Source organism: Streptomyces bacillaris, from assembly GCF_003268675.1.
GTDB classification, from domain to species: domain Bacteria; phylum Actinomycetota; class Actinomycetes; order Streptomycetales; family Streptomycetaceae; genus Streptomyces; species Streptomyces bacillaris.
In genome coordinates, this window is sequence record NZ_CP029378.1 from 512321 (window position 1) to 534906 (window position 22586).

Annotated in this window: 2 protein-coding genes; both read right to left on the minus strand. The window is 75.2% G+C overall.

Annotated elements, in window-relative coordinates; genetic code table 11:
- Positions 1-27: 27 nt before the first annotated feature.
- Entirely contained in the window at positions 28-10536 is a 10509-nt protein-coding gene (locus DJ476_RS02240) for a type I polyketide synthase (RefSeq protein WP_404827447.1), read from the minus strand.
- Between the two features lie 127 nt (positions 10537-10663).
- Positions 10664-22567 carry an SDR family NAD(P)-dependent oxidoreductase gene (locus DJ476_RS02245; protein WP_456339960.1) on the minus strand — a complete coding sequence of 3968 codons (11904 nt, stop codon included), beginning with the start codon at positions 22565-22567 and terminating at the stop codon, positions 10664-10666.
- Between the last annotated feature and the right edge of the window lie 19 nt (positions 22568-22586).

Sequence of the window (22586 nt, forward strand, 5' to 3'; positions counted from 1 at the left end):
TTCGGCTTCTCCTTCTGCGGCTGTCGGTCAGTCACGTTCGCCGCCCAGGGCCATCCGCACGAGTTCGTCGACGGCCATGTCCTCGATGTCGTCGGCGGCGGGCGTGCCGGTGTCGTCCGCCGCTGCCTCCGGCCGGCCGGCGAGGTCCAGGAGGGCATCGAGGAGACCGGCCCGGCGCAGGGCGGCGGGCGGGATCGTGGCGAGCAGGGAGCCGATCTCGTGGTCCGGCGTCCCGCCAGCCTTCCCGGTGACGGCGGGTCCGCCCGCCCCGTCGGGTACCAGGCGGGTGCTGAGGTAGGCGGCGACGGCGGCGGGGGTGGGGTGGTCGAAGACCAGGGTCGCGGGCAGCCGGCGGCCGGTGGCGGCGCCGAGCCGGTTGCGGAGTTCGACGGAGGTGAGCGAGTCGAAGCCGAGGTCCTTGAACGGCTGGTCCGGGTCGATGGACCCGGCTCCGCCGTGGCCGAGGATGTCGGCGCCCCGGCTCCGTACCAGGTCGAGCAGGGTGGTGAGGCGTTCCTCCGGGGGGAGGCCGGTCAGCCGGCGGCGCAGCGAGTCGGCCTCGGCGGCGTCCGCCCCGGAGGCCGGGCGGCGTACGGTGCCGGGGACCAGGGCCGAGAGCAGGGCCGGGACGGGTGCGGTGCGGGCCGCCGCCCGGAGCCGGCCGAGGTCGATCCTGACCGGCACGAGCAGCGGTTCGTCCAGGGTGAGGGCCGCGTCGAACAGCGCCAGGCCTTCTTCGCTGCCGATGGCCGCGGTGCCTCCCCGGGACATGCGCCGCAGGTCGGCGGCGGTCAGCGTGCCGGTCATGGTGCTACGGCGTTCCCACAGACCCCAGGCGAGTGACTGGGCGGGCAGCTTCAGGGCCCGGCGGTGCTGGGCGAGCGCGTCGAGGAAGGCGTTGGCGGCCGCGTAGTTGCCCTGCCCGGCGTTGCCGACCGTGGCGGACGCGGAGGAGAACAGGACGAAGGCCGACAGCGGCAGATCACGGGTGAGGGCGTGCAGATGGAGAGCCGCGTCGACCTTGGGCCGCAGTACGTGGCGCATCCGCGCAGGCGTCAGCGACTCGACCGTCCCGTCGTCCAGGACACCGGCCGCGTGGACGACCGCGCTCAGCGGACGGTCGGCGGGGATACCGGCGAGCAGGGCGGCGAGCGCGTCCCGGTCGGCGACGTCGCACGCCTCCACGTCCACCCGGGCGCCGCGTCCGCGCAGTTCGGCGGCGAGGTCTGCCAGGCCCGGGGCGTCCGCGCCGCGCCTGCCGACGAGCAGCAGGTTCCGCACGCCGTGCGCGGTCACGAGGTGCCGGGCCACCAGACCGCCGAGCGCGCCGCCCGCTCCGGTGACGAGGACGGTTCCGCTGGAAGCGGCGATACCGGACAGGGTGTCGGGGGCAGGGGCAGGAGCCGGGTTCGTGTTCAGGTCCGGGTCAGGGCCTGGGTGCAGGTCCGTGCCCGGATTCAGGTCTGTCGTGATGGCGGCCCTGGTGAGTCGGGGCGCGAGGAGTCGCCCGGCGCGGATGGCCAGTTGGGGTTCGGTTCCGGCCAGGGCCCGGGGCAGCAGGCCGGTCACGGCGGCCGGGTCGTCGGTGTCGATCAGCAGGAAGCGGTCCGGGTGCTCGGACTGGGCGGAGCGGACGAGGCCGCGGACGGCCGCGCCGGTGAGGTCGGTGACCTCCTCCCCGGCCGCCGTGGAGACCGCGCCCCGGGTGACGAGGACGAGCCGGGTGCCGTCGTCCCAGCGCGGGTCGGCCAGCCACTCCTGGACGAGCCGCAGGGCGTCGTCCAGTGCGGTGTGTACGGATGCGGCGTCGGGCGGGGACAGCGGGTGCGGGGTGGGGTCGCACCAGGCCAGCACGGCGGCGGGCGACGGCGCTCCCCCGTCCAGCGCGGCACCGAGTGCGGCCAGGTCCGGATGGCTGTCCGCGTCCGGGAGGGATGCCCGGCCGCCGAGGACGGCCCAGGGGCCGAGGGGGCCGACGGGTGCGGTGTCGGGCGCCGCCGACCACTGCACCCGGTAGAGGGAATCCGGGCCGCCGGCCGGGCGGAGGGCGTCGAGATCGACCGGGCGGACGGCGAGCGCCTCAACCGACGCGACCGGGAGGCCGTTCGGGTCGGTCGCGTCGATCGCCACCGACCCGTCCGGCCGGAAGCCGAGCCGTACCCTGAGCGCGGTGGCCTCGGAGGCGTACAGCCTGACTCCGCTCCAGGAGAACGGCAGCCCGGCGGACGGCCGGTCCGGGCCCGGTCCGCTCTCCGGCCGGTCCCGCAGGAACAGCCCCTGGAGGGCGGCGTCCAGGAGGGCGGGGTGCACGCCGAAGGCGGCGGCGGTCCGGTGCTGGTCCTCGGGCAGGCGTACCTCGGTGAAGATCTCGTCGCCCCGGCGCCAGGCGCTGGTGAGCCCGCGGAAGGCGGGTCCGTAGCCGTAGCCGGAGGTGTGGAACCGCTCGTACAGGTCGTCGACGGGGATCGGGACGGCGCCGGGCGGGGGCCAGGAGCCGGGGTCGTCCGGTGCGGGCGGAGGCTTACGGGTCGTGGCGTCGGCGGTGAGTACGCCGGTCGCGTGCGCGGTCCAGTGCGGGGTCGTCGCGCCCTCCCGGCAGGAGAACAGGTCCAGGGATCGGGTGCCGTGCGCGTCCGCGGCGCCGACCCGTACTTGCAGGCGTACGGCGGTGTCGGCGGGTATCAACAGGGTTGACTGGAGCGTCAGTTCCTCCACCGTGTGGCATCCGGCCTCGTCGGCGGCGCGTACGGCGAGCTCCGCGAAGGCCGCGCCGGGCAGCAGGACCGTGCCGGCCACGGCGTGGTCGGCGAGCCAGGGGTGGGTCCGCAGCGACAACCGGCCGCTGAGCAGCAGTTCGCCCGTGTCGGCCAGTTCGGTGGCCGCTCCGAGGAGGGGGTGGCCGGCGGGGTCGAGCCCGGCCGATCCCACATCGGCCGCCGTGGTGAGCGCAGGCTCGGGCCAGTAGCGGCTGCGCTGGAAGGCGTACGTCGGCAGCTCGACCCGCCGCGCCCCCGGGAACGCCCCCGACCAGTCGACCCCCAACCCCCGCTCCCAGGCACGGCCCACCGCACGCAACACCTGTTCCTGGCCGCCTTCTCCACGCCGGAGCGTCCCGAGCACCGCGGCATCCACACCCGCCGCCTCGGCCGACTCCCCCACCGCAACGCCCAGCACGGGGTGCGGGCCCACCTCGACGAAGAACCGGAAACCATCGGTCAGCAGCGCCCCCGTCGCCTGCTCGAACTCGACGGTCTCGCGCAGATTCCGGTACCAGTACTCGGCATCCAGGTTCTTCGTGTCCAGCCAGCCACCGGTCACCGTCGAGAAGAACGGCACCGCACCCGAGCGCGGGGTGATCCCGGCCAGGTCGGAGAGCAACTGCTCGCGAATCTGCTCCACATGAGAGGAGTGCGACGCATAGTCCACCTCGACACGACGGGCCCGGACACCCTCACCGACAAGTTCTTCGAGGAATCCGGCAATCGCGTCCGCGTCACCTGAAACCACCGTCGACGAAGGGCCGTTGACTGCTGCGACCGACAACCGGCCCGCCCACGGGGCTATGCGCTCTCGCACCACGTCCACCGGCAACGGGACCGACGCCATGCCGCCACGGCCCGCCAACACCCCCACCGCACGGCTGCGCAAGGCCACCACACGAGCCCCGTCGTCAAGGCTCAAGCCACCCGCCGCGCAGGCAGCGGCGACCTCACCCTGCGAATGACCCACCACCGCATCCGGCACCACCCCGAACGACCGCCACACCTCGGCCAGCGACACCATCACCGCCCACAACACCGGCTGCACCACATCAACCCGCGCCAACAACCGCTCCGACCCCAACGCCTCCGTCAACGACCAGTCGACGTAAGGCCCCAGAGCCCGCTCGCACTCCGCCATCCGCCCCGCGAAGACCTCCGACTCCGCCAGCAGCACCGCGGCCATTCCCACCCACTGCGACCCCTGACCAGGGAAGACGAGCACCGAGCGACCGTCGACCGTACGGCCGCCGTCCCACGCTCCCGATTCGTCGTCAGCCATCTCGCCCAGTAGGGCGTTGAGTTGGTCCCGGTCCCCGATCAGCGCCCTCCGGTACTCGAAGGCGGTGCGCGCGTGCAGGGCGGACCCGATGTCGCGCGGGTCGGGTACGGGGCTGCCGTCCAGGTGGCGGCGTAAGCGGTCGGCCTGGGAGCGCAGTGCCTGCGGGCTCTTCGCCGACAGCAGCCAGGGAACCGCCGGCAGGGGGGCGCGCTCGGCGGGCGGGGCGTCGTCGTCCAGGGGGGCGTGTTCGAGGATGGTGTGGACGTTGGTGCCGCTCAGGCCGAAGGAGGACACCCCGGCCCGGAAGGGGCGGCCGTGGTGGAGCGGCCAGGGCTGCTGTTCGGTCGCGAGGGCCAGCGCTCCGCGTGTCCAGTCGACGTGGCCGGAGGGCCTGCCGACGTGCAGGGTGCGTGGCACCTGCCCGTGCCGCATGGACAGCACCGTCTTGATGACCCCTGCCACCCCCGATGCCGCCTGGGCGTGGCCGAGGTTGGACTTGAGGGAGCCGACCAGCAGGGGCCGGTCGGTGGGCCGGTCCTGGCCGTACGTGGCCAGCAGCGCCTGGGCCTCGATGGGATCCCCCAGCACGGTGCCGGTGCCGTGCGCCTCCACCACGTCCACCTCGGATGCCGTCAGCCTCGCGTCCGCCAACGCCGCCCGGATCACCCGCTGTTGGGAGGGTCCGTTGGGGGCGGAGAGGCCGTTGCTGGCGCCGTCCTGGTTGACGGCGGAGCCGCGTACCACCGCCAGGACCGGGTGTCCGTTGCGGCGGGCGTCCGACAGCCGCTCCAGCAGCAGGACGCCGACGCCCTCGCCCATGCCCATGCCGTCCGCGTCGTCCGAGAACGCTTTGCAGCGGCCGTCCTCGGCCAGCCCGCGCTGGCGGGAGAAGCTGATGAGGGCACCGGGGGTCGCCATCACGGCGACGCCGCCGACCAGCGCGAGCGAGCAGTCCCCACCGCGCAGCGCCCGGCCCGCGAGGTGCAGGGCGACGAGGGAGGAGGAGCAGGCCGTGTCGATGGTCACCGCGGGGCCTTCGAGGCCCAGGGTGTAGGCGACCCGGCCGGATACGACGCTGGGTGCGCTGCCGGTGAGGAGGTGGCCGTCCCCTTCATGCGACTGGGCGACGACGGCCGCGTAGTCGGCGTAGTTGACGCCGGTGAACACGCCGGTGCGGCTGCCGCGCAGGGTGGCCGGGTCGATGGCCGCGCGCTCGATGGCCTCCCAGGTGGTCTCCAGGAGCAGCCGCTGCTGCGGGTCCATGGCCAGGGCCTCGCGCGGCGAGATGCCGAAGAACTCCGCGTCGAAGTCGGCCGCGTCGTGGAGGAAGCCGCCCCGCCGGGTCGTCGAGGTGCCGGGGTGGTCGGGATCGGGGTCGTAGAGGGCCTCGATGTCCCAGCCCCGGTCGGTGGGGAGGTCGGAGACGGCGTCGCCGCCGTCGACGAGCAGGCTCCACAGCTCTTCGGGGGTGCCGATGCCGCCGGGGAAGCGGCAGGCCATGGAGACGATCGCGATCGGTTCGTCGTCGGGCGCGGGTGGATGCGCGGCGGCGGCCGTGACAGAGCGGGCCGGGTCGGAGAGGTGCGGGGCGGAGGGGGCCGGGTCGGTGGCCTGGCGGCCGAGCAGTTCGGTGCGGATCTCCTGGGCGAGCGCGGTGGACGACGGGTGGTCGAAGATCAGAGTGGACGGCAGCCGCAGTCCGGTGGCCGCGTTGAGCCGGTTGCGGAGTTCGACGGCGGTGAGGGAGGCGAAGCCCAGGTCCTGGAAGGCTCTGCCGGGCCGGATCGCGTCCACCGTGGCATGGCCGAGGACGGCTGCGGCATGGGTGCGGACCAGATCGAGCAGCAGCCGGTGCTGTTCGGATTCGGCGAGGGTGGCCAGCCGTTGGCGCAGCAGCGCGGCGGCGGGTGCCTCCGCGTCTCCGGCCGCGGCCTCCAGGGCGCGGCGGGCTTCGGGGATGCCGGTGAGCAGCGGGCTGGGGCGGGTGGAGGTGAAGACGGCGGCGAACCGCTCCCAGTCCACGTCCGCGACGGTGAGAACGGTCTCGTCGTCGTCGAGCGCCTGGCGCAGGGCGTGGAGGGCGAGGTCGGGGGCGATCCGGGGCAGGCCGTGCTGCTCCAGGTTGAACAGGTCGGCGTCCTCTCCGGCGACGCGGTCCTGCCAGGGGTTCTCGGCCTGCCAGATGCCCCAGTCGATGGTGGTGGCGGTGAGGCCTCGGGCCCGGCGGTGCTGGGCCAGGGCGTCGAGGTAGGCGTTGGCGGCGGCGTAGGCACCGTGGTCGCCGCTGCCCCAGACTCCGGCGATCGAGGAGAACAGGACGAAGGCGTCGAGTTCGCGGTCGAGCAGGGCGTCGAGGTGTTCGGCTCCGGCGGCCTTGGCGGCGACGATCTGTTCGAACGCGGACATCGGTGTGCCGTCCAGCGGGGCGAGCGCCACGAAGGCGGCCGCGTGGACGACGGCGGTGACCGGGTCGCCCGCCATCTCCAGGCCGGTGAGCAGTTTCGCCACCGCCTGACGGTCCGACAGGTCGCAGACGGGCAGGGTCAGTCGTACGCCGAGGGCGGCCAGTTCGGCGGCGAGTTCGGCCGCGCCGGGTGCCTGGGGGCCGCGGCGACCGGGCAGTACGAGGTGGGTGGCGCCGCTGCGGGCCAGCCAGCGGGCGAGGTGCGGGCCGACGGCTCCGGTGCCGCCGGTCAGCAGGACGGTTCCCCGGGGCTTCCAGCGGCTGGTGGGGGTGCCGCTCCGGGGGGCGCGCCGGAGGCGGCGGGCCAGGATGCCGTTGGGGCGCAGGGCGAGCTGGTCCTCGCGGCCGGGGCCGCCGCTCGTGCCGAGACTGCCCGTGCCGACGCCGCCCGTGCCGGGGACGGAGGCCGTCAATACGGCGGCGAGCCGGGTCCTGGCGCGGGCGTCCAGCTCCGGTGGCAGGTCGATGAGTCCGCCCCAGCGGGCGGACAGTTCCAGTGCGGCCACCAGTCCGGTGCCCCAGACCAGTGCCTGGCGGGGGCGGGTGACCGGGTCGTCCGGACCCGTGGACACCGCCCCGGTGGTGGCGCACCAGAGGGGTGCCGTGAGGCCGAGGTCGCCCAGGGCCTGCACCAGGGCGACGGTGAGTGCCGTCCCGGTGGGCAGGGCCGGGTGGGCGGGGTGGGGCCGGTCGGCGGCGGCCAGCAGCGACAGCACGCCTGTCGGGACGAGGCCGCCGAGCGCGATGGCGAGCGTGTCCGCGAGGTCCGTGCGGTGGACGGCGTCGGCCGTGAGTTCCGCCGTGACAACGGTGACGCCCGCTTCGGTGAGGGCGAGCAGCGGGCCGCGTACCCGTGCGTCGTCGTGTCCGGCGGGCAGGACGACGAGCCAGGTCCCGGCGGCGGTGGTGGCGGCCGGCGGGTCGGGCAGGGGCTGCCAGCCGATGCGGTAGCGCCAGGAGTCGATGACGCTCTCGTCGCGCCGCTGTGCGTGCCAGCCGCGCAGGGCGGGCAGTACGGGGGCGAGGGCGTCCTCGTCGACGGCGAGGCGGGCGGCGATCTCGGCCGGGGCCTCGTGGTCGACCATGTGCCAGAAGGCCGTGTCGTGCGGGTCGGCGGCCGGTCCGGTGCCGGGCGCCGTCTCCGGCTCCAGCCAGTAGCGCCGCAGTTGGAAGGGGTAGCCGGGCAGGGCGGTCGGGCGGGCGCCGGTACCGGCGTACACCGCGGACCAGTCGACGGCCGCGCCCGCCACCCACAGCTCGGCGGCCGAGGTCAGGGCCCGGCGCAGTCCGCCGTCGTCGCGGCGCAGGGTGCCGACGACCACGGGCGGCTCCGCGGCGCCGGTGGCCTCGGCGGTGTCCTGGAGGGCCATGGCCAGCACCGGGTGCGGCGACACCTCGACGAAGACCTCGTGGCCCTGTTCGACCAGGGAGCGTACGGCCGCGTCGAAGCGGACGGTCCCGCGCAGGTTGCGGTACCAGTAGTCGGCGTCCATGACCGTGGTGTCGAGCCGGTCGCCGGTGACGGTGGAGAACAGTGGTGTACGGGCCGGGAGCGGGCGTACGTCGGCCAGCGCGGTCAGCACCTCGGACCTGATCCGTTCGACCTGGGCCGAGTGCGAGGCGTAGTCCACGGGTACGGGCCGGGCCCGTACGCCCTGTGCGGCGCAGTGGGCGAGCAGTTCGGCGAGGGCCCCCGGCTCCCCCGAGACCACCACGGCGGCGGGCCCGTTGACGGCGGCCACCGACAGCTTCTCGGCCCAGGGGGCGATGGCGGCGCGGACCTCGTCCTCGGGCAGGGACACCGCGACCATGCCGCCGAGCCCGGCCAGCGCCCGGATGGCCCGGCTGCGCAGGGCGACGACCTTCGCCCCGTCCTCCAGGCTCAGCGCTCCCGCCACCACGGCGGCGGCGATCTCTCCCTGGCTGTGCCCGACCACGGCGTCGGGCCGGACGCCCCAGGACTCCCAGTGCGCGGCCAGGGACACCATCACCGCCCACAGCACCGGCTGCACCACGTCCACCCGTTCCAGGTCGGGTGCCCCGGGCTCACCCTCCAGGACGGCGGGGAGCCGCCAGTCGACATGGGCGGAGAGGGCGGCGTCGCAGGCGGCGAGGCGGTCCCGGAAAGCGGGGCTGGTGGCGAGCAGGTCCCGGGCCATGCCGGTCCACTGGGAGCCCTGGCCGGGGAACACCAGTGCCGTCCGGCCCTCGACGACCCGGCCGGTGCCCATGACGACGTCGGCGGGGGCGGAGACGGCGTCCGCGGGCGTGGCGGGGGCGTCGGGGAGGTCCGTGCCCGGGGCGGTGGGGAGGTCCGGGGCAGGTGCGGACAGGGCGGCGAGTCCGTTCAGCAGGGCGTGGTGCCCGTCGCCGATCACCACGGCCCGGTGTTCGAAGGCGGACCGGGTGGTCGCCAGCGAGAACCCGATGTCGGCCGGCCGTGCGGGCGTGCCCCTGGTGAGCCGGGCGCGCAGCCGGGCCGCCTGGTCCCCGAGCGCGGAGGCGGTGCGGCCGGACAGCACCCAGGGCAACGCGGTCCCGGGCGCGGCCGCCTGCTCCGCCGACGGTCCGTCGGTCCGTGCTTCCGGCCCGTCGGTCACCGTTTCCGGTCCGTCGGTCGCCGTTCCTGATCCGTCGGCCGGTTCCGGTGCCTGTTCGGCCGGTTCCGGTTCCGGTGCCTGTTCGAGGACGACGTGCGCGTTGGTGCCGCTCATGCCGAACGAGGAGACCCCGGCCCGGCGCGGCCGGTCGACGGCGGGCCAGTCGCGGGCCTCGGTGAGGAGTTCGACGGCGCCCGAGGACCAGTCGGCGTGCGGGGTGGGCGCGTCCACGTGCAGGGTGCGCGGCAGGACACCGTTCCGCAGGGCGAGGACCGTCTTGATGACCCCGGCGACCCCGGCGGCGGCCTGGGTGTGCCCGATGTTCGACTTGAGCGACCCCAGCCACAACGGGCGGTCGGCGGGCCGGTCCTGACCATACGTGGCCAGCAGCGCATCGGCCTCTATGGGATCGCCGAGCGTGGTGCCGGTGCCGTGCGCCTCCACCGCGTCCACGTCGGACGCGGTCACGCCCGCGTCCGCCAGCGCCGCCCGGATCACCCGCTGCTGCGACGGACCGTTGGGGGCGGTCAGGCCGTTGCTCGCGCCGTCCTGGTTGACCGCCGAACCGCGCAGCACGGCCAGCACCGTACGGCCGTTGCGGCGCGCGTCCGACAGCCGCTCCAGCAGCAGCATCCCCACGCCCTCGCCCCAGCCGGTGCCGTCCGCCGCCGCCGCGAACGGCTTGCAGCGGCCGTCGGGGGACATCGCGCCCTGCCTGCTGAACTCGACGAACACCGCCGGGAGCGCCATCACGCTGACACCACCGGCGAGCGCGAGCGAGCACTCACCGGCCCGCAGGGCCCGCGCCGCGAGGTGCAGCGCGACCAGCGAGGCCGAACAGGCGGTGTCCAGGGTGACGGCGGGGCCCTCCAGCCCGAGCGCGTAGGACACCCGCCCGGACATCACGCTCATCGAGTTCCCCGTCATCAGGAACCCCTGGACGGCCTCGGCGGCGCCGGGGCCGAGCGTCGCGTACCCCTGGTCGATGGCCGCGGCGTACACCCCGGTACGGCTGCCGCGCAGGGTGAGCGGGTCGATGCCGGCCTGCTCGACCGCCTCCCAGGAAGCCATCAGCAGCAGCCGCTGCTGCGGGTCCATGGCGACCGCCTCACGGGGCGGGATGCCGAAGAACTCCGGGTCGAAGTCGGCCGCGCCCTCCAGGAACGCCCCCTGCCCGGGGACCGTGCCGCCGGACGGCCAGACGGTCTCCCAGCCCCGGTCGCCGGGGACGGCCGCGACCGTGTCGCGGCCTTCGGCGAGCAGGTCCCACAGGTCTTCCGGGGTGCGGACACCGCCGGGGAAGCGGCAGGCCATGGACACGATCGCGATGGGCTCGCCCGTACGGGCCTCGGCCTCCCGGAGCCGCTGCCGGGTGTTCCGCAGATCGATGGTCACCCGGTTGAGGTAGTCGCGCATCCTCTGGTCGCTCACTGGACACCGCTGCTTTCGTCTCGGACTGCTCGGGTCTCGTCTCCGGGTGCGCGGGGTGCGCGGACGGCGCGTACGCACACGGCGTGGAGTACGCGGAGGGGGTGAGGTGCGCGGACCGGTGGCCCCGTCATGCCGACCCCAACTGCCGGTCGATGTAGTCGAACATCTCGTCGTCGGTGGCCGCCTCGATCAGCTCGGGGGCCAGCTCGTCCGCGTCGTCCGTGGGGCGGGCGGTGGCGCCCGGCGGCCCGCCGGGCAGCGGGCGGGCCAGCACTTCCCGTATCCGGGCGGCGAGTTCGTCGCTGACACCGTCCGGCGGCAGGGCGTCGAGCAGGGTCTCCAGGGTGTCGAGCCCGGCCCGGACCGCCGCGTCGCCGGTCGGGCGGGCGGCGGTGGCCCGCCCGGCGAGGTGCCGGGCCAGTGCCTCCGGGGTGGGGTGGTCGAAGACGAGCGCGGGCGGCAGCCGCAGCCCGGTCGAGGAGGCCAGCCGGTTGCGCAGTTCGACCCCGGTGAGGGAGTCGAAGCCGACGTCCTTGAACGGGCGGGCCGGGCGGACCAGGTCGGGCGAACTGTGGCCGAGCACCGCCGCGGCGGTGCCCCGCACCAGGTCGAGCAGGGTCCGGTGCAGCTCGGCCTCGGGCAGCTCCGCGAGCTGCCGGGCCATCGAGCGGGCCGGTTCGGCGGCGGAGGGGGCGCCGGTGCGGGCGGGGCGGGCCAGGCCGCGGAGCACGGCGGGCAGCCGGTCGTCCGCCCGCAGCACGGACGGGGCGATCCTGGCCGCGAGCCGGTAGGCGTACGGGGAGTCCAGCGCCGCGTCGAAGAGGGCGAGGCCCTCCGCCGAGGTCAGCGCGCCCGCCCCGGCGCCCCGGCCCGCGGTCACCCCTGCGGTCATCCCGCTGCGCTCCTCCCACAGGCCCCAGCCGATGGACAGGCCGGGCAGCCCCTCGGCCCGGCGTTCGGCGGCGAGGGCGTCGAGGACCGCGTTGGCGGCGGCGTAGTTCGCCTGCCCGGCCGCACCGAACTGGGCGGCGCCCGAGGAGAACAGGACCAGCGCCGCGAGGTCGAGGTCCCGGGTGAGTTCGTGCAGGGCCAGCGCCGCGTCCGCCTTGGGCCGCAGGACGTGGTCGAGCCGGTCCGGGGTCAGCCCGGTGACCGTGGCGTCGTCCAGGACACCGGCCGCGTGGACGACGGCGGTCAGCGGGTGCGCGGCGTCCACCGACCCGAGCAGGGCGGCGAGCGCGGCGCGGTCGGCGGCGTCGCAGGCAGCGACGGTCACCGACGCCCCGAGCCCGGTCAACTCCCGTACCAGCTGCGGCATTCCGTCGGCGGAGCCGCCCCGGCGGCCCGCCAGCAGCAGGTGCCGGATGCCGTGTGCGACGACCAGGTGCCGGGCCAGGAGCCGCCCCAGGGTGCCGGTGGCCCCGGTGACCAGGACGGTCCCCTCGGGGTCCGGCGGAGTGGGCAGCAGCAGGACGTTCTTGCCGACGCCCCGTGCCCTGCTGAGCGAGCGCAGGGCGGCCGGGGCCTGCCGGACGTCCCAGCCGGTGACGGGCAGGGGACGCAGCACTCCCCGCTCGAACAGGCGCAGAACGTCGGTGAGCATCTCACCGATCCGCTCCGGACCGGCCTCCATCAGGTCGAACGCCCGGTAGCGCACCCCGGGGTACTGGCGGGCAACCGCCTCGGGGTCGCGGACATCGGTCTTGCCCATCTCCACGAACCGGCCGCCGTCCGGCAGCAGCCGCAGACCGGCGTCGACGAACTCCCGCGCCAGACTGTCGAGTACGAGATCGACGCCGCGCCCTTCGGTGGCCGTCAGGAACTTCTCCGCGAAGTCGGTGGTCCGGGTCGAGGCGATGTGCGCGTCGTCCAGTCCACCGGCCCGCAGGACGTCCCACTTGGCGGGCGAGGCCGTCGCGAACACCCGTGCCCCGGCATGCCGGGCGAGCTGCACCGCCGCCATGCCGACACCGCCCGCCCCGGCGTGGACCAGTACCGATTCCCCACGCCGCAGCCCCCCGAGGTCGAACAGGCCGTAGTAGGCGGTGAGGAACACCACCGGCACGGACGCCGCGCGGGCGAAGGACCAGCCCGCCGGTATCCGGGCGACGGTACGGCGGTCGGCGACGGCGATCGGGCCGAACGCGCCCCCGAAGATCCCCATCACCCGGTCCCCGGGCGCCAGGTCGTCCACCCCCGGGCCCACTTCGATGACGGTCCCGGCGCCCTCGCTGCCCAGGCCCTGCTGTTCGGGGTCGGGGTCCAGGCCGAGCGCGGCGATGACGTCGTGGAAGTTCAGCCCGGCGGCGCGCACCGCGATCCGTACCTCGCCCTTGCCCAGCGGGGCGAGGGCCTCGGGGGCGGGCTCCGCCGTGATGTCCTCCGGGGAGCCCCGGCCGTCGGTGGTGAGCCGCCAGGCGGAGCCGTCCGGCAGGGACAGCGTGCCGTCCGCCCGTCCGCCGCGCACCAGCCGGGGCAGCAGGGGCGGGCCGGTCCGCAGCGCCAGCTCGGGTTCCCCGGCGGCGAGCGCGGCCGGCAGCAGGTCCGCCGGCTCGGCGGTCCCGGCCGCGTCGACGAGGACGAAGCGCCCGGGATGCTCGGCCCGCGCGCTGCGCACCAGGCCCCACAGGGCGGCCTGGGCGGGATCGACGGGCCGGTCGACCGGCCCGGTACGGACCGCGTCCCGGGTGAGCAGGGCCAGCGTCGCCCCGGCGAACCGCTCGTCGGCCAGCCACTCCTGTACGAGGGCGAGGCCCCGGTGCGCGGTGGCGCGGACCCGGTCGGCGGCGTCGGGCAGGTCGGCGGTGGCGACGGCCGCCACGATCACCTCGGGACGGGCGGCGCCCGCTCCGAGGGCGGCCCCCAGGGCGTCGAGGTCCTGCCACGACACCGCGCAGGGGACGGCACCGCCGAGGGCGCCCCAGGAGGGCGGGGCAGTGTCGGCCGGGCCGGTGGCCGGGATCCAGTCGAGGCGGTACAGCAGGTCGGCGTGGGCGGACGCGGAGAGCGGCCCGCCCTCGGCCGCAGGCCGCAGCAGCAGGGACTCCACCCCGAGCACCTGACGGCCCGACAGGTCGTGGGCGTGCAGGGTCACGGAGTCCGGCGCGTCGGCGGCGAGCCGTACGCGCAGTGTGGTGGCCCCGGTGATCCCGCCGGTCACCCCGTTCCAGCTGAAGGGCAGCCGGGCCCGGCCGTCCTGGTCGGGCAGCAGTGCGGCGGTCTGGAGGGCCGCGTCCAGCAGCGCGGGGTGCAGCACGCATCCGGCGGCGTCGGCGTGCTGCGGCTCCGGCAGCACCACCTCCGCGAACACCTCGCCGCCCCGGAGCCACGCGGCACGGATGCCTCGGAAGGCGGGGCCGTAGTGGTGACCGGCCTCCGCGAAACGCTCGTAGAGGTCGCCGGTGTCCACGGGTTCGGCACCGGACGGCGGCCAGCTCAGCAGACCGGCCGGGCCCCCGGCGGGCCGGGGCGCCAGCGTCCCGGTGGCGTGCTCGGTCCAGGGTGCCTCGACGTCCCGTGCCGTACGGGCGAACACGCTGAGCCGCCGTCGGCCGTCGCCGTCGGGTGCGGCAACCCGGAGCTGGAGGTGGACGGCGCCCTCGTCCGGGAGTGCGAGTGCCGATCCGAGGGTCAGCTCCTCGACCACCGGGCACTCCCCCTCGGCCCCGGCGCGCAGGGCGAGTTCGAGAAAGGCCGTGCCGGGGAAGAGGACGACGCCCGACACCGCGTGGTCGGCGAGCCAGGGGTGGGTGTCCAGCGAGATCCGGCCGCTGAGCAGCAGCTCATCGGAGTCCGCGACCTGCGTCGCCGCACCGAGCAGCGGGTGACCGGTCGCGGCGAGCCCCGCCGAGGCGACATCCCAACTGGTGGTCGGAACATCGAGCCAGTAGCGGCTGCGCTGGAAGGCGTACGTCGGCAACTCGACCCGCCGCGCCCCCGGGAACACCCCCGACCAGTCGACCCCCAACCCCCGCTCCCAGGCACGGCCCACCGCACGCAACACCTGTTCCTGGCCGCCTTCTCCACGCCGGAGCGTCCCGAGCACCGCGGCATCCACACCCGCCGCCTCGGCCGACTCCCCCACCGCAACGCCCAGCACGGGGTGCGGGCCGACCTCGACGAAGAACCGGAAACCGTCGGTCAGCAGCGCCTCCGTCGCGTTCCCGAACTCGACGGTCTCGCGCAGATTCCGGTACCAGTACTCCGCGTCCAGGTTCTTCGTGTCCAGCCAGCCACCCGTCACCGTCGAGAAGAACGGCACCACACCCGAGCGCGGGATGATCCCGGCCAGGTCGGAAAGCAACTGCTCGCGAATCTGCTCCACATGAGAGGAGTGCGACGCGTAATCCACCTCGATCAACCGCGCCCGCACCCCTTCGGCGACAAGCCCCTCCACCAGCTCTGCGACGGCGTCTGCGTCACCGGAAATCACCGTCGACAAGGGGCCGTTGACCGCCGCGACCGACAACCGACCCGCCCAGCCGGACAGACGCTCCCGCACCTCACCCGCCGGCAACGGGACTGATGCCATGCCACCCCGGCCCGCCAACACCCCCACCGCACGGGAACGCAAAGCCACCACCCGCGCCCCGTCGTCGAGGCTCAACCCGCCCGCCACGCAAGCGGCGGCCACCTCACCCTGCGAATGGCCGACCACCCCGTCCACGGCCACCCCGAACGACCGCCACACCTCAGCCAGCGACACCATCACCGCCCACAACACCGGCTGCACCACATCGACCCGCGCCAACAACCGATCCGACCCAAGCGCCTCCGTCAACGACCAATCCACATAAGGCGCCAGAGCCCGCTCGCACTCACCCATCCGCCCCGCGAAGACCTCCGACTCCCCCAGCAACTCCGCAGCCATCCCCACCCACTGCGACCCCTGACCCGGGAAAACGAGCACCGAACGGCCGGACACCAGCCCTCCGCCGGACACCACAGCCCCCTGTGACAGTGCGGTGAGGTGCTCGGTGAAGTTCTCCTCCGTACCCACCAGCGCCGCGCGGTGTCCCAGCGCGCTGCGGCCCGTGGCCAGGGAGAAGGCCACGTCCACCGCGCGGACGCCCGACCCGTGCGTGATCCGGGCCGACAGCGCCGCGGCCTGGGCGCGCAGTGCTTCCGGAGTGCGGGCCGAGAGGAGCAGGGGGACGGCGGTGGGCACGGTCTCCGGTGTTTCGGACTCCGGTGTCCCGGACCCGTCGACGAGCTGGTCTACGGCCGTTGTCGGGTCGGCCGGGGCCTGTTCGAGGATGACGTGGGCGTTGGTGCCGCTGACGCCGAAGGAGGAGACACCCGCGCGGCGCGGACGGCCCGTTTCGTCCCACGTACGGGCCTCCGTGAGCAACTGCCCGGCCCCCGCCGACCAGTCCACCTCGGGCGTCGGACCGTCCACGTACAGGGTCTTGGGCATCACCCCGTGCCCCAGGGCGAGTACCGACTTGATGACCCCCGCCACACCGGCGGCTGCCGAGGCGTGTCCGATGTTGGACTTCAGTGAGCCGATCCAGACCGGACGGTCGCCGGGCCGGTCCTGGCCGTACGTGGCCAGCAGCGCCTGCGCCTCGATCGGGTCACCCAGCCGGGTCCCCGTACCGTGCGCCTCCACCACGTCCACCTCGGACGCCGTCAGCCCCGCGTCCGCCAGCGCCGCACGGATCACCCGCTGTTGGGACGGTCCGTTCGGTGCCGTCAGGCCGTTGCTCGCACCGTCCTGGTTCGTGGCCGAACCCCGTACCACCGCCAGCACCGGATGCCCGTTGCGGCGGGCGTCCGACAACCGCTCCACCAGCAGCATCCCGACGCCCTCCCCGAAGGCGGTCCCGTCGGCGGCCGCCGCGAAGGACTTGCAGCGGCCGTCCGGGGCGAGTCCGCCCTGTCGGCTGAACTCGACGAAGAGTTCGGGGCTGCACATCACGTTGACACCGCCGGCCAGGGCGAGCGAGCACTCGCCCGAGCGCAGCGCCCGTACCGCGAGATGCAGGGCCACCAGCGAGGAGGAGCACGCCGTGTCCACCGTGACGGCGGGGCCTTCCAGTCCGAAGAAGTAGGCCAGGCGTCCGGAGACGATGCTTCCCGAGTTTCCGGTGCCGAGGAACCCTTCGACGTCCTCGGGGATGTAGGGCAGCAGCCGGGCCGCGTAGTCCTGTTGCATCAGGCCGACGTACGTGCCGACCGGGGCGCCGCGCAGGGTGGCCGGGTCGATGGCCGCGCGCTCGAAGAGTTCCCAGGTGGTCTCCAGGAGCAGCCGCTGCTGCGGGTCCATGGCCAGGGCCTCGCGCGGCGAGATGCCGAAGAACTCCGCGTCGAAGTCGGCCGCGTCGTGAAGGAAGCCGCCGTGCCGGGTGTAGGAGGTGCCGGTGCGGTCGGGATCGGGGTCGTAGAGCGTGTCCAGGCTCCAGCCCCGGTCGGTGGGGAACCCGGAGATGCCGTCGCTACCCTCGGCCAGCATCCGCCACAGGTCCTCGGGGGAACGGACACCGCCGGGGAGACGGCAGGCCACGGAGACGATCGCGATCCGGTCGTCGTCCGCGTCCTGGTTCCGGTCGGCCGGCCTCGCGGGTACGGAGGGTGTGGCGGCCGTCGTCGTGGCCGCTTCCGTGGCCGTGAGTCCGGCGCCCAGGAAGTCCGCGAGCGCCGCCGGGGTCGGGTGGTCGAACACCAGGCCTGCTGGAAGGCGCAGGCCGGTGGCGGTGTTCAGGCGATTGCGCAGTTCCACCGAGGCCAGCGAGTCGAATCCCAGTTCACGGAAGGCCCGTCCGGGGTCGAGGGTGTCCGGGGAGGGGTGGCCGAGGACGGCTGCCGCGTGGGTGCGGACGAGTTCGACGAGCAGCCGGGTCCGTCCGCCCGCGTCGAGGGCCGCGAGGCGGTGGCGGAGGGCGTTGTCGTCGGCCGCCGCCTCCGCGCCCGTGGCCGCCCGGCGCGGCGGGGTGCGCACCCGGCCGCGCAGCAGCGGCGGCAGGGTTCCGGCCGTGGCCGCGGACCGCAGGGCGGCGGTGTCGAGGCGCATCGGGACCAGGGCGGCCCGGTCCACGGTGAGGGCGGTGTCGAAGAGCGCGAGTCCCCGCTCGGTGGAGAGCGGCGGCATCCCGGACCGGGCGAGGCGCCGTACGTCGTCCTCGTCCAGGTGTCCGGTGAGGGCGCTGGGCTGCTCCCACAGGGTCCAGGCCAGCGACTGGCCCGCCAGTCCCGCCGCCCGGCGCCGGACGGCGAGGGCGTCGAGGAAGGCGTTGGCGGCGGCGTAGTTCGCCTGCCCGGGGCCGCCGAAGGTGCCCGCGGCCGAGGAGAAGAGCACGAAGTGGGTGAGGTCGAGGCCGCGGGTCAGTTCGTGCAGGTGGAGGGCGGCGTCGGTCTTGGGGCGCAGGACGGCGTCCACGCGTTCGGGCGTGAGCGCGGTGACGACGCCGTCGTCGAGGGTGCCCGCCGTGTGGATCACGGCGGTCAGCGGGTGGGCGGGCGGAAGGTCCGCGAGTACGGCGGCCAGGCCGTCCCGGTCGGCGGCGTCGCAGGCGACGACAGCGGTCTCGGCCCCCAGCGCGGCCAGTTCGGACCGCAGTTCCTCCGCTCCGGCGGCGGCCGGGCCACTGCGGGAGAGCAGCAGCAGGTGCCGGACGCCGTGCGCGGTGACCAGGCGGCGGGCGATGTGGGAGCCGAGCAGGCCGGTGCCGCCGGTGATCAGGACCGTACCGTCCGGGGCGAAGGACGGGAGGGGCGCGGGCGCGTCGTCCGAGGGGTCCGGGTCGTTCCTGAGGACCCGGGCCAGCCGGGGTACGCGGACGTCGTCGCCGCGCACCGCGGACTCCGGTTCCCCCGAGGCGAGGGCGGCGGCGACGCCCGGGAAGGTGCCGTGCTCGTCGTCGGTGTCGAGGTCGAGCAGGGCGAAGCGCCCGGGGTGTTCGGAGCGGGCCGAGCGGACCAGCCCCCAGAGCGCGCTGTGCGCGGGGTTGCGTACGTCCTCCCCTTCCCCGGCTTCCCCGGCGCTGACCGCGCCCCGGGTGGCGAACACCAGGCGCGCGCCCGCGAAGCGGTCGTCGGCGAGCCAGGTCTGTACGTCGGTGAGGGCCTGGTGCACGGCCGTGCGGACTGCGGCGGCCGGTCCGGCCGCGTCCGGCTCCCCGCAGACGAGCAGGACCGTTCCGGGCACCGGGGCTCCGGCGTCGACGGCGGCCTGCAGTGTGGCCAGGTCGGCGGTGCGGTGGACGGGTGCGCCGCCGCGCGGGGGTGCGGTGACCCATTCCGTGGCGTAGAGGTCCTGGTGGCGGCTGCCTTGAGGCGCCCGGTCGGCGCCGAGGGCGAGGGGTCCGGCGGGCCGCAGGACCAGCGCGTCGGCGGTCGCCACGGGGGCACCGGTCGCGTCGGAGACGGCGAGCGTCACCGCGTCGGGTCCGGCCGGGGCGAGCCGGACGCGGATCGCCCCGGCGCCGGTGGCGTGCAGGGTCACACCGTTCCAGGAGAACGGCAGCCGCCCCTCGGGGTGGGCGTCCGCGCCGGGGGCGCCGGGCGCTCCGGTGGCGTGCAGGGCCGCGTCCAGCAGGGCCGGGTGGAGGCCGAAGCGGTCGGCGTCGGGGGCGGGCAGGACGGCCTCCGCGAACAGTTCGTCGCCGCGCCGCCAGGCCGCGTGCAGGCCCTGGAAGGCGGGGCCGTAGGCGAATCCGCCCGCCGTGAAGCGGTCGTACAGCCCGTCGAGGTCGAGGGGTTCGGCGCCGGGCGGCGGCCAGGGCATCGGCCCGTCGGCCTCGTTGGCTGCCGCGCCGTCCGGGGCCAGGACGCCTTCGGCGTGCCGGGTCCACTCGTCGTCGAAGTCGCCGTCCGTGGCGGTGTCCGGCCGGGAGTGCAGGCTGAGCGGGCGGTGGCCCAGGGGGTCGGGGGCGCCCACGGTGAGGCGCAGTACGGTGCCGCCGTGCTCGGGCAGCACCAGGGGGGCTTCCAGGGTGAATTCCTCGACCCGGGGGCAGCCGACGCGGGCTCCGGCCTGGAGTGCGAGTTCCAGGAAGGCGGTGCCCGGGAGGAGTGCCCGGCCGCCGACGGCGTGGTCGGTGAGCCACGGGTGGGTACGGGCCGACAGGCGGCCGGTGAGGAGCAGGCCGTCGCTGTCGGCGAGGACCACGACGGCGCCCAGCAGAGGATGGCCGGCGGGGGTCAGTCCGGCGGAGGTGACGTCGGCGGTGGGCGCGGCGCCGTCCTCCAGCCAGTACGGGGCGCGCTGGAAGGCGTAGGTGGGCAGTTCCACCCGCCCGGGGCGGCGCCCGGCGAAGACGGTGTCCCAGTCCGGGGAGACTCCGCGCAGATGGAGTTCGGCCAGGGACTCGGTGAACCGGCGCGGGCCGCCGTCGTCGCGGCGCAGGGTGCCCAGGGCGGTGGCATCGGCGCCCGCGTCCTCGACGGTCTCCACCATCCCGACGGTGAGGACCGGGTGCGGGCTGCTCTCCAGGAGGACCTGGTAGCCGTCCGCGAGCAGGGCGCGGGTGGCCTGTTCGAAGCGGACGGTGCCGCGCAGGTTCCGGTACCAGTAGTCGGCGTCGAGGAGGGAGGTGTCCTCCAGCAGGGCGCCGCTGACCGTGGAGTAGAAGGGGACGGCGGACGGACGCGGGGTCACCCCGTCCAGCTGGGCGAGCAGTTCCGTACGGATGTCCTCGACGTGGGCGCTGTGCGAGGCGTAGTCGACGGGGATGCGCCTGCTGCGGATGTCCAGGGCCGTCGTCCGGTCGAGGAAGCCGTCGAGCGCGTCGGTGTCGCCGGAGACGACGGTGGAGGCGGGGCCGTTGACGGCGGCGACGGAGAGCCGGCCGTCCCAGGGGGCGAGGTGTTCGGTGACCTGTTCGGCGGGCAGGGCCACCGAGGCCATGCCGCCGCGTCCGGCCAGCGCGCGGACGGCCCGGCTGCGCAGGGCGACGATCCGTGCGGCGTCGTCCAGGGAGAGGGCTCCGGCGACGCACGCGGCGGCGATCTCGCCCTGGGAGTGGCCGATGACGGCGCCGGGGGTGATGCCGTGGGAGCGCCACAGTGCGGCGAGGGAGACCATGACGGCCCAGAGCACCGGTTGCACCACGTCGACGCGTTCGGCCGGCGGAGTGCCGGGGGCGCCGCGCAGGACGGCTTCCAGGGACCAGTCGACGTAGGGGGCCAGGGCGGCCTCGCACTCCGCGACGCGGGCGGCGAAGGCGGGGGCGGAGTCGAGGAGTCCGACGGCCATGCCGGGCCATTGGGAGCCCTGGCCGGGGAAGACGAGGGCGACCTGTCCGCCGGTTCCGGCGGTGCCGCTGATCAGGCCGGGGACGGCGCGTCCGGTCGCCAGGGCGTCGAGGCCGTCCCGGAACTCGTCGGGGTGGGCCCCGATCAGGACCGCCCGGTGCTCGTGCGCGGCGCGGGTCGTGGCGAGGGCGTGGCCGACCTCGGCCGGGCCGGGTCCGGGGTGCGCGTCGAGGTGGTCGCGGAGCCGTGCGGCCTGGGCGCGCAGCGCTTCGGCGGTGCGTCCGGAGAGCACCCAGGGGAGGACGGGGGGCGGGGTGCCGTACGGGGCCGGGGTGTGCCGGGCCGTGTCCTGGCCGACGGGGGCGTCGGCGCTGCCCCGGGCGGACGGTTCTCCGTGCTCGGCGGGGCCCGCGGGGGTTCCGGGGGCGTCCGCCTGCACTCCGTCCGCCCGTTCTTCCTCCGCCTGCTCCAGGACGACATGTCCGTTGGTGCCGCTGACGCCGAAGGAGGAGACCGCCGCCCGGCGCGGCCGTCCGGTCTCGGGCCAGGGGGTGTTCGCGGTGACCAGGCGTACCGCGCCCGCCGTCCAGTCGATCTGCGGGGAGGGGTCCTGCGCGTGCAGGGTGGGCGGGACGGTGCCGTGCCGCAGGGCGAGGACGGTCTTGATGACGCCGCCGACCCCGGCCGCCGCCTGGGTGTGCCCGATGTTGGACTTCAGCGAGCCGAGGAGCAGCGGCCGGCCGTCCGCGCGGTCCTGGCCGTAGGTGGCCAGCAGAGCCTGGGCCTCGATCGGGTCGCCCAGCGGGGTGCCGGTGCCGTGCGCCTCGACCACGTCCACGTCGGCGGGGGTCAGTCCGGCGTTGGCCAGGGCGTGGCGGATGACGCGCTGCTGGGCGGGGCCGTTGGGGGCGGTGAGCCTGCTGCTGGCGCCGTCCTGGTTGACGGCGGTGCCGCGGATGAGGGCGAGGACAGGGTGGCCGTTGCGCCGGGCGTCGGAGAGGCGCTCCAGCAGGAGCATGCCGACGCCCTCGCCCCAGCCGGTGCCGTCGGCGGAGGCGGCGAAGGACTTGCATCGGCCGTCCCGGGCCAGGCCGCCCTGGCGGCTCATCTCCACGAACGGGACGGGTGTCGACATGACCATCGCGCCCCCGGCCAGGGCCAGGGTGCAGTCGCCGGACCGCAGGGCCTGGGCGGCGAGGTGGATGGCGACCAGCGAGGAGGAGCAGGCGGTGTCGACGCTGACCGCCGGGCCCTCCAGACCGAAGGTGTAGGCGACGCGGCCCGAGGCGACGCTGTCGGAGCTGCCGCTGCCGACGTAACCGGCCACGTCGTCGGGGACCTGGCGCAGCCGTACCGCGTAGTCCTGGTACATCACTCCGGCGAAGACGCCGGTCCTGCTGCCGCGCAGGGTCGCGGGGTCGATGCCGGCCCGTTCGAACGCCTCCCAGGTGGTCTCCAGGAGGAGCCGCTGCTGCGGGTCCATCGCGAGTGCTTCGCGCGGGGAGATGCCGAAGAACCCGGGGTCGAAGTGGCCGACGTCGTCGAGGAAGCCTCCCAGGGCGGTGTGGCTGGTGCCCTCGCGCAGTTGTTCCGCGTCGTCCAGGTGGTCGAGGTCCCAGCCCCGGTCGCGAGGGAAGCCGGTGATGGCGTCGGTCCCGTCGGTGACCAGGCGCCACAGGTCCTCGGGGGACCGTACGCCGCCGGGGTAGCGGCAGCTCATCGCGGTGACCGCGATGGGTTCGCGGCCCGCTTCCTCCGCTTCGGTCAGGCGTCGGCGGGTGCGGTGCAGGTCCGCCGTCACGCGCTTGAGGTAGTCCCTCAGCTTGTCGTCGTTCACCATCGGGAGCCGCCGTCCT